This is a genomic window from Stenotrophomonas lacuserhaii (assembly GCF_014836545.1).
GTDB lineage: Bacteria > Pseudomonadota > Gammaproteobacteria > Xanthomonadales > Xanthomonadaceae > Stenotrophomonas > Stenotrophomonas lacuserhaii.
Genome location: NZ_JACSQS010000011.1, coordinates 122477 through 131294, shown reverse-complemented (window position 1 = coordinate 131294; position 8818 = coordinate 122477). Strand labels below are relative to the sequence as shown.

Below are 8818 nucleotides of genomic sequence, written 5' to 3'. Positions count from 1 at the left end.
GGCACGAACCGAGGCCCGCAGGAGCGGCTCTTGCCGTCCCCCACCAACCCCTCCCGCCCGGCCCAACCCAGAACCCCGTCACCCAGCGACCCACCACGAGGGGCTCCGCCGTTCGCCGCCAACTCGCCGCCAACCAACAGCCAACAAAAAACCCGGCCGAAGCCGGGCTTTTCGCGTTCAACCAAACGAAGACGATTACTCGCCAGCCGCGTGGCGCGCCTGCAGCTCGTCTTCCTTCTGGCGATCGAAGAACGCCATGATCTTGCTCATCACCGGGAACGTACCCTCACGACCCAGCGCCGACACCAGGAACCACGGCTCCTTCCAACCCAGGTCCGCAATGATCTGCTCAGCCGCTGCCTTGGCCTCGTCCTCGAACATCAGGTCAGCCTTGTTCAGCACCAGCCAGCGCGGCTTGTCGAGCAGCTCCGGATCATGCCGCTCCAGCTCGCGCTCGATCGCCCGCACCTGCTCCACCGGCGAAATCTCCACCCCGCCTTCCATCGGCGAGATGTCCACCAGATGCAGCAGCAGACGGGTGCGCTGCAGGTGGCGCAGGAACTGCGCGCCCAGCCCAGCGCCGTCGGCGGCACCTTCGATCAGGCCGGGAATATCGGCAATCACGAAGCTGCGGTAGTTCTCCACCTTCACCACACCCAGGTTCGGGTACAGCGTGGTGAACGGGTAATCAGCCACTTTCGGCGTCGCCGCCGACACCGCACGGATCAGCGTGCTCTTGCCGGCGTTCGGGAAGCCCAACAGGCCAACGTCGGCCAGCAGCTTCAGCTCCAGCTTCAGCGAGCGCTCTTCACCTGGCTCGCCCGGCAGCGCCTGGCGCGGCGAGCGGTTGGTCGAGCTCTTGAAATGCATGTTGCCCAGGCCGCCGCGGCCGCCTTTGGCCACCAGCAGGCGATCGCCGTGCTGGGTCAGGTCACCGATCACTTCATCGGTGGCCACGTTGGTCACCGTGGTGCCAACCGGCACGGTGATGACCAGGTCTTCGCCGCCCTTGCCATAGGCCTGGCGGCCCATGCCGTTCTCGCCGCGCTGCGCCTTGAAGATGCGGTCATGGCGGAAATCGACCAGGGTGTTGAGGTTCTCGTCGGCGCGGATCCACACGCTGCCACCGCCGCCGCCATCGCCACCATCGGGGCCACCGAGCGGGATGAACTTCTCGCGACGGAAGCCGATACAGCCATTGCCGCCGTTGCCGGCGAACACTTCAATTTCTGCTTCGTCTACCAGTTTCATTTTTCGATGCCTGCGATGGGCGCGGCAGCCTGCCGTCGCCTTGGGATTCTACTGCCCCGGCGTCGCCAGGGCTCGGCCACCTGCGCGGTGGACCGGATGTACCTCGAAACTACCTGCTGCATCCAACGAAAAACCCCGCCGAAGCGGGGCTCTTCTGCAGCGCACCCATGACTGGCATGGGCGCCAGCCGCGCCTGGATCAGGCTTCGGCCGAAACCACGCTGACGGTGCGACGCTTCTTCGCACCCTTCACCGAGAACTCCACCTTGCCGTCCACGAGGGCGAACAGGGTGTGGTCACGGCCGAGGCCGACGCCGGTACCCGGGTGGAACTGGGTGCCGCGCTGACGCACGATGATGTTGCCGGCGTCGATGGCCTGGCCACCGAAGATCTTCACGCCGAGGTATTTCGGGTTGGAGTCGCGACCGTTGCGCGAAGAGCCTACGCCTTTTTTATGTGCCATGACCTATCTCCTTACTTGCTGCCACCGGCAATGCCGGTGATCTCGATTTCGGTGTAGTACTGACGGTGACCCTGGCGCTTCATGTGGTGCTTGCGGCGACGGAACTTGATGATCCGGACCTTGTCGGCACGACCCTGGGACAGGACGGTGGCAGTGACCGCAGCGCCGCTCAGGGCGTCGCCGATCTTGATGCCATCGCTGTCGCCGAGCAGCAGGATGTTGTCGAACTTGATCTCGCTGCCGACTTCGACTTCGAGCTTTTCCACGCGGAGCTTTTCGCCCTGCGCGACGCGGTATTGCTTACCGCCGGTGACCAGTACTGCGTACATGACCAGACTTCCTTTGTAGTTATTGTGGTCTATTGACTGCTGCCATCGAGGGCAGACAGGAGCGGAATTGTACCGGCACACCCAGCCCCGGTCAACCCTCCCCCACACCCCGCAAACCCAGGCGCGACAAGGCCTTCATCACTCTGTACGTCAGTCTCATGTGCTGCGACAGGCGGCTGGCATTGTCGCCCATTGCCCCCATCTGGTCTGCTCGGTAGGCTGCTTGATTGCCCTCCCCGACGCCCTTCCTGCTGGCCGGGCCCCAGCCCAAGCCCCCAACACCGGATCCCCCATGGCGATGGATTTCATCCGCATCCGCGGCGCGCGGACGCACAATCTCAAGAACATCGATCTCGATCTGCCGCGTGACAAGCTGATCGTGATCACCGGCCTGTCCGGCTCGGGCAAGTCCTCTCTGGCCTTCGACACCATCTACGCCGAGGGCCAGCGCCGTTACGTGGAATCGCTGTCGGCCTATGCCCGCCAGTTCCTCAGCGTGATGGAAAAGCCGGACCTGGACCACATCGAAGGCCTGTCCCCGGCCATCTCGATCGAACAGAAATCGACCTCGCACAACCCGCGGTCGACCGTCGGCACCATCACTGAAATCTACGACTACCTGCGCCTGCTGTACGCGCGCGTGGGCACCCCGCGCTGCCCCGACCACGGCTATCCGCTGGAAGCGCAGACCGTCAGCCAGATGGTCGACCACGTGCTGACCCTGGACCCGGAACAGCGCTACATGCTGCTGGCGCCGGTGATCCGCGACCGCAAGGGCGAACATGCGCAGGTGTTCGACCAGATGCGCGCGCAGGGTTATGTGCGCGTGCGCGTGGATGGCGTGCTGTATGAAATCGATGAGGTGCCGCCGCTGGCGCTGCGCCAGAAGCACACCATCGAAGCAGTCATCGACCGCTTCCGCCCGCGCGAGGACATCAAGCAGCGCCTGGCCGAGAGTTTCGAAACCGCGCTGAAGCTGGGCGATGGCATGGTCTCGGTGCAGTCGCTGGACAACCCGGAAACGGCGCCTGCGCTGTTCTCCTCGAAATATTCCTGTCCGGTCTGCGATTACTCGCTGCCGGAACTGGAACCGCGCCTGTTCTCGTTCAACGCGCCGATGGGCGCCTGCCCCGGCTGCGATGGCCTGGGCATGGCCGAGTTCTTCGATCCCTCGCGCGTGGTCGTACATCCCGAGCTGCCGCTGTCGGCCGGTGCGGTGCGCGGCTGGGACCGTCGCAATGCCTATTATTTCCAGCTGATCGCCTCGCTGGCCAAGCACTACAAGTTCGACGTGGACGCGGCGTGGAACACGCTTCCGGCCAGCGTGCAGAAGGCCGTGCTGTACGGCAGCGGCGATGAAACCATCAGCTTCACCTACTTCACCGAAGCCGGTGGCCGCACCCAGCGCAAGCACCGCTTCGAAGGCATCATTCCCAACCTGGAACGCCGCTACAAGGAAACCGAATCGGCGGCGGTGCAGGAAGAACTAGGCAAGTACATCAGCGAGCAGAGCTGCCCGGAGTGCAAGGGCGCGCGCCTGAACCGTGCCGCGCGCAACGTGTTCGTGGCCGACCGTCCACTGCCGGACTTGGTGGTGATGCCGATCGACGAAGCACTGAAATTCTTCAGCACGCTGAGCCTGCCCGGCTGGCGTGGCGAGATCGCCAGCAAGATCGTCAAGGAAATCGGCGAGCGGCTGGGCTTCCTGGTCGACGTGGGCCTGGATTACCTCAGCCTGGAGCGCAAGGCCGATACGCTGTCCGGCGGCGAAGCCCAGCGCATCCGCCTGGCCTCGCAGATCGGCGCCGGCCTGGTCGGCGTGATGTACGTGCTGGATGAGCCATCCATCGGCCTGCACCAACGCGACAACGAGCGCCTGCTCGGCACCCTCACCCGCCTGCGCGACCTCGGCAACACGGTGATCGTGGTGGAGCATGACGAAGACGCGATCCGCCTGGCCGACTACGTGCTGGATATTGGTCCGGGCGCAGGCGTGCATGGCGGTGAGATCGTCGGCCAGGGCACCCTGCAGGACATCCTGGACGCGCCGCGCTCGCTGACCGGCCAGTACCTCTCGGGCAAGCGTGCGATCGAGATCCCGGCACGCCGGCACAAGCCGAACCCGAAGATGACCCTGCACCTGCGCGGGGCCAGCGGCAACAACCTGAAGAACGTCGATCTGGCCATTCCGGCGGGGCTGATGACCTGCATCACCGGCGTGTCCGGTTCGGGCAAGTCGACGCTGATCAACGACACGCTGTTCTCGCTGGCCGCCAACGAGATCAACGGCGCATCGCACGATATCGCCCCGTACAAGGAAATCGACGGGCTGGACCTGTTCGACAAAGTCGTGGACATCGACCAGTCGCCGATCGGCCGCACCCCGCGTTCGAACCCGGCCACCTACACCGGCCTGTTCACTCCCCTGCGCGAGCTGTACGCCCAGGTGCCCGAAGCACGTGCGCGCGGTTATTCGCCGGGCCGCTTCAGCTTCAACGTGCGCGGCGGCCGCTGCGAAGCCTGCCAGGGCGATGGCCTGATCAAGGTGGAGATGCACTTCCTGCCGGATGTGTACGTGCCCTGCGATGTCTGCCACGGCAAGCGCTACAACCGCGAAACGCTGGAGATCCTGTACAAGGGCTACAACATCAACGACGTGCTGCAGATGACCGTCGAAGATGCACTGAAGCTGTTCGAGCCGGTGCCGAGCATCGCGCGCAAGCTGGAAACGCTGGTCGACGTGGGCCTGAGCTACATCAAGCTGGGACAGAGCGCGACCACCCTGTCCGGCGGTGAAGCGCAGCGCGTGAAGCTGTCCAAGGAACTGTCGCGCCGCGATACCGGGCGCACGCTGTACATCCTGGACGAGCCGACCACCGGCCTGCATTTCCATGACATCGAAGCGCTGCTGGGCGTGCTGCACAAACTGCGCGACGAAGGCAACACGGTGGTGGTGATCGAGCACAACCTGGATGTCATCAAGACCGCCGACTGGATCGTCGACCTCGGTCCGGAAGGCGGCCATCGCGGTGGCACCATCCTGGTCACCGGCACCCCGGAAGACGTGGCGGCCTGCCCGACCTCGTACACCGGGCAGTTCCTGGCCAAGATGCTGCCCTCGGTCAGCGCGCGCCCGGACAAGCCGGCGGCGGTGGCCAACAAGCCCGATGCACGCCCGCCGCGGAAGGTGAAGCCGGAGCCGAAGAAGAAGGCCGCCGCAGCCAAGAGCACCGCCGCCCCCAGCAAGTCCACCACGACCAAGACCACCGCCACGCGCAAGAAGAAGGACGCCTGATGAGCACCGAGCACAAGATCCTCGCCCGCATCCCGATCAGCGTGCGCTGGCGCGACATGGACAGCATGGGCCACGTCAACAACGCCAAGTACATTTCCTATCTGGAAGAAGCGCGCGTGCGCTGGATGCTGGGCGTGGAAGGCGTGGCGATGACCGACCGCATCGCACCGGTGGTGGCCGCCACCAACGTCAATTACCGGCTGCCGATCGTGTGGCCCAACGACATCCTGGTGGAACTGTTCGTGGAACGGCTGGGCAACAGCAGCGTCACCATCGGCCACCGGATCGTTGACCAGCAGGACGAATCGCGCCTGTACTCGGACGGCAACGTCGTGGTGGTGTGGATGGACACCCAGACCGGCAAGAGCGCCCCGCTTCCCGACGCCGTACGCAACGCCTCCACCTGAGGTAGTGACGGCCGCTTGGTGGGTGACGACCGTTGGTCGTCACTCGCGGCCATCCATCGGTCCTGCGTACCGCCTGCCGCTGCGCTCGCCGAGCATGGCTCGGCGCTACCGGTCCGCTGCCGCCCGAGGTAGTGACGACCAACGGTCGTCACCCACCGGAGCAGAAGCATCAGGGCGCGGCTTTGCGTACCTGCAGCGTCGCGGCCGCTTCACCACCGCCTTCCAGCTGCAGCACCAACGGCACCGCCTGCCCTTCCTTCAGCGCGGCCTTGCCCTGCATCAGCATCAGGTGCTTGCCACCCGGCTTCAGCTCCACCGCCGCACCGGCCGGCAGCACCAGATGGTGCAGGTGCTGCATGCGGCTGACGTCGCCCTGCAGCGTGGTTTCATGCAGCGACACATCGCCGAACACCGTGCTGCGCGCGCCGATGAGGGTCACTGCGGTGGCGCAGGTGTTGTGGATCGTTCCGTAGCCGGCGGTCATCTTCATCGCCGCGCTCGGCGGCAACCGCGCCCATCCGTCTTTCAACTGCAGGCACTCCACCGGCGCGGCCAGCGCCACTCCCGATGCTGCCACTGCACACAACGCGAACAGTACGCCAACGCATGGTTTGGTTATCATCGGACCACGTTCCCTCCCGGCAAGAGATCGCAGCATGACCACGCTCATCGAGGTGTACAACCATGGACCGATCCGCGAACTGCGTCTGGCGCGGCCGCCGGTCAATGCGCTGGACACCGACCTCTGCCGACAGTTGATCCACGCCGTCGAACAGGCCATGGCCGAAGACGTGCACGGACTGGTGCTGTCAGGCAACGAACGGGTATTCACCGGCGGCATGGACGTGCCCCACCTGCTGTCGCATGGCGACGATCAGCACGCCCTGCTGGACAGCTGGAACGCCTTCTTCGGCGCGGTACGCACGCTGGCCGAAAGCCGCATCCCGGTGGTTGCCGCACTGACCGGGCACGCCCCGGCCGGTGGCTGCGTGCTGGCGCTGTGCTGCGACTACCGGGTGATGGCGCGCAGTACCGATCCGGCGCAGCCGTTCGCCATCGGCTTGAATGAAGTGCAGGTGGGGCTGGTGGCACCGGAGGGCATCCAGCGCCTGCTGCGCCGCGCCGTGGGCATGCACCGCGCCGGGATCCTGCTGACCACCGCCGCCATGGTGCCGGCCGAGCAGGCCCTGCAGATCGGCCTGGTCGATGAGCTGGCAGACGGCGACCTGGTCGTGGCGCGCGCAGTGGCCTGGCTGCAGCGGCTGCTGAAGATGCCACGCCAGCCGATGCTGTTGACCCGCGCGATCGCCCGCCAGGACCTGCATGAAGCCCTGCACCCGGACCTGATCCGCCTGGATCGCTTTGTCGAAGCCTGGTATGCGCCGGATGCGCAGCAGGCACTGCAGGCGCTGGTGGCCCGGCTCGGCAAGGGCTGAGCACCGGGCAACGGCCGGCAGCACCTGCCGGGGGCTGCCGCACGGCCGCCCGGCTATAATCACGGCCTGTCCCGACACCGGCTGTCCCCCTTGAACGACACGCACGAACCCGTCGTCTCCGAATTGATCGACCTGCTCACCCTGGAGCGGCTGGAAGACAACCTGTTCCGTGGCCAGAGCCGCGACATCGGCACCAAGTACGTGTTCGGCGGGCAGGTGCTTGGCCAGGCATTGGCCGCCGCCCAGGCCACGGTGGAAAACGGGCGCCACGTGCACTCGCTGCACGCTTATTTCCTGCGGGCGGGCAATATCGACCACCCCATCGTCTACGACGTGGACCGCACCCGCGATGGCGGCAGTTTCTCGGTACGCCGGGTGACCGCGATCCAGCACGGCAAGGTGATCTTCTTCTGCGCGGCCTCTTTCCAGCAGGAAGAAAGCGGCGCCGAGCACCAGCACAAGATGCCCGAAGTACCTCAGCCGGAAGACCTGGAACCCAACCGTCCGCTGCCGCAGGACGTGCTGGACCGGCTGCCGATCAAGGTGCAGCGCTGGCTGTCGCGGGGTGGCCCGTTCGAGTTCCGCCACGTCTATCCGCGCGATGAGCTCAACCCGCCCAAACGCCCGCCCTACCACCAGGTCTGGTTCCGCCTGACCGAACCGGTCGGCGATGCACCGGAACTGCACCAGGCGCTGTTGGCCTACGCCTCGGATTTCCATCTGCTGGGCACGGCGACCTTCCCGCACGGCATCAGCTACTACCAGCCGCACGTGCAGATGGCATCGCTGGACCACGCGATCTGGTTCCACCGTCCGTTCCGTGCCGACGATTGGCTGCTGTATGCGCTGGACAGCCCGAGCGCGCAGGATTCGCGCGGGCTGGCACGTGGCCAGTTCTTCGACCGCCACGGTCGCCTGGTGGCCAGCACCGCGCAGGAAGGCTTGATCCGCGTGGTGCCTGACAGCGCCGCCGCAGCTGCCGTGCCGGCCAAGGACTGAGGAACGCACCATGAGACAGATTTTCAGCAGCCAGCGCGTGGAAACCGTGGAAGGCGTGGCCGAACTGCTGCGCAGCCACGACATCGAAGTGCGCGTGACCGATGGGCGCACGTACCACACCAAGCGCCGCGGGCAGTTCAGCTACCTCGACCAGAGCAAGAACATCCGCCACCCCACGGTATGGGTGGTGCGTGCGGATGACCAGCCGCGTGCGCGCGAGATCCTGCGTGATGCGCGGCTGCTCGATACGACCCGCCGTGACCACCCGACCGCCGAGTTCGCCTTCCGCGAAACCGAGGCACCGTCCACGGGCCGCGGCTGGGCCTGGCGCATCCGCATCGCCTTGCTGGTGGTGATCGCCGGCGTGGCGTTGTTCATCGGGATGGGCCATCGCGGCGCAAAGCAGCCGGCCGCACCGGCGCCCGCTCCTGCTCCGCAACAGCAGCCCGCCGCACCGGCCGCGCCGGTTGAGGAAGAAGAAGTCCGCGTGCGCATCCAGCCCTCCACGCCGCAACCCTGAGCCGGTAGTGACGACCGCAGGCCGTCCGGTGCCTGCGCCTGCTCCGGTGGGTGACGGCCGCCTGCTCCGGTGGGTGACGACCGTTGGTCGTCACGCTGTTGCAGTGGTCTCCAGAGCCG

9 protein-coding genes are annotated in these 8818 nt (G+C 66.0%); 5 read left to right on the top strand and 4 right to left on the bottom strand.

All coding sequences use genetic code 11. From position 1 onward, the window contains the following. Positions 1-195 precede the first annotated feature (195 nt). From cgtA to rplU, 3 genes are all read right to left on the bottom strand, one after another. Positions 196-1251 (bottom strand): Obg family GTPase CgtA, encoded by a 1056-nt coding sequence (gene cgtA / locus H9654_RS11880; RefSeq protein WP_101100211.1) that lies wholly within the window; start codon positions 1249-1251, stop codon positions 196-198. Between the two features lie 198 nt (positions 1252-1449). Beyond that, positions 1450-1713, bottom strand: coding sequence for a 50S ribosomal protein L27 (rpmA, locus tag H9654_RS11875; RefSeq protein WP_042615145.1), 264 nt, complete (start codon positions 1711-1713; stop codon positions 1450-1452). Between the two features lie 11 nt (positions 1714-1724). Next, complete coding sequence (gene rplU, locus H9654_RS11870) at positions 1725-2042, bottom strand: 50S ribosomal protein L21 (RefSeq protein ID WP_042615146.1); 318 nt, start codon at positions 2040-2042, stop codon at positions 1725-1727. 292 nt (positions 2043-2334) lie between these two features. Here rplU and uvrA point away from each other — a divergent pair, with 292 nt between their 5' ends. Both uvrA and H9654_RS11860 read left to right on the top strand, forming a co-directional pair. Further along, the gene (gene uvrA, locus H9654_RS11865; RefSeq protein WP_191771002.1) at positions 2335-5337 is read left to right on the top strand and encodes an excinuclease ABC subunit UvrA; all 3003 of its coding nucleotides are present in this window, start codon (positions 2335-2337) and stop codon (positions 5335-5337) included. Beyond that, positions 5337-5744: an acyl-CoA thioesterase gene (locus H9654_RS11860; protein WP_042615149.1), complete on the top strand. Its 408-nt coding sequence runs from the start codon at positions 5337-5339 to the stop codon at positions 5742-5744. Before uvrA ends, H9654_RS11860 begins: the two co-directional genes overlap by 1 nt. Before the next feature lie 169 nt (positions 5745-5913). On the opposite strand, the gene H9654_RS11855 is transcribed toward H9654_RS11860, so the two are convergent. After that, a complete protein-coding gene (locus H9654_RS11855) occupies positions 5914-6366 on the bottom strand; it encodes a copper chaperone PCu(A)C (RefSeq protein WP_191771001.1) in 453 nt (150 codons plus the stop codon). 34 nt (positions 6367-6400) lie between these two features. On the opposite strand from H9654_RS11855, the gene H9654_RS11850 reads away from it, so the two are divergent. From H9654_RS11850 to H9654_RS11840, 3 genes are all read left to right on the top strand, one after another. Continuing rightward, positions 6401-7180: an enoyl-CoA hydratase/isomerase family protein gene (locus H9654_RS11850; protein ID WP_101100208.1), complete on the top strand. Its 780-nt coding sequence runs from the start codon at positions 6401-6403 to the stop codon at positions 7178-7180. A 90-nt stretch (positions 7181-7270) separates the two neighbouring features. Beyond that, entirely contained in the window at positions 7271-8179 is a 909-nt protein-coding gene (gene tesB / locus H9654_RS11845) for an acyl-CoA thioesterase II (RefSeq protein ID WP_042615152.1), read from the top strand. Positions 8180-8189: 10 nt separating this feature from the next. Beyond that, positions 8190-8699 carry a pathogenicity-like protein gene (locus H9654_RS11840; protein WP_101100206.1) on the top strand — a complete coding sequence of 170 codons (510 nt, stop codon included), beginning with the start codon at positions 8190-8192 and terminating at the stop codon, positions 8697-8699. Positions 8700-8818 lie beyond the last annotated feature (119 nt).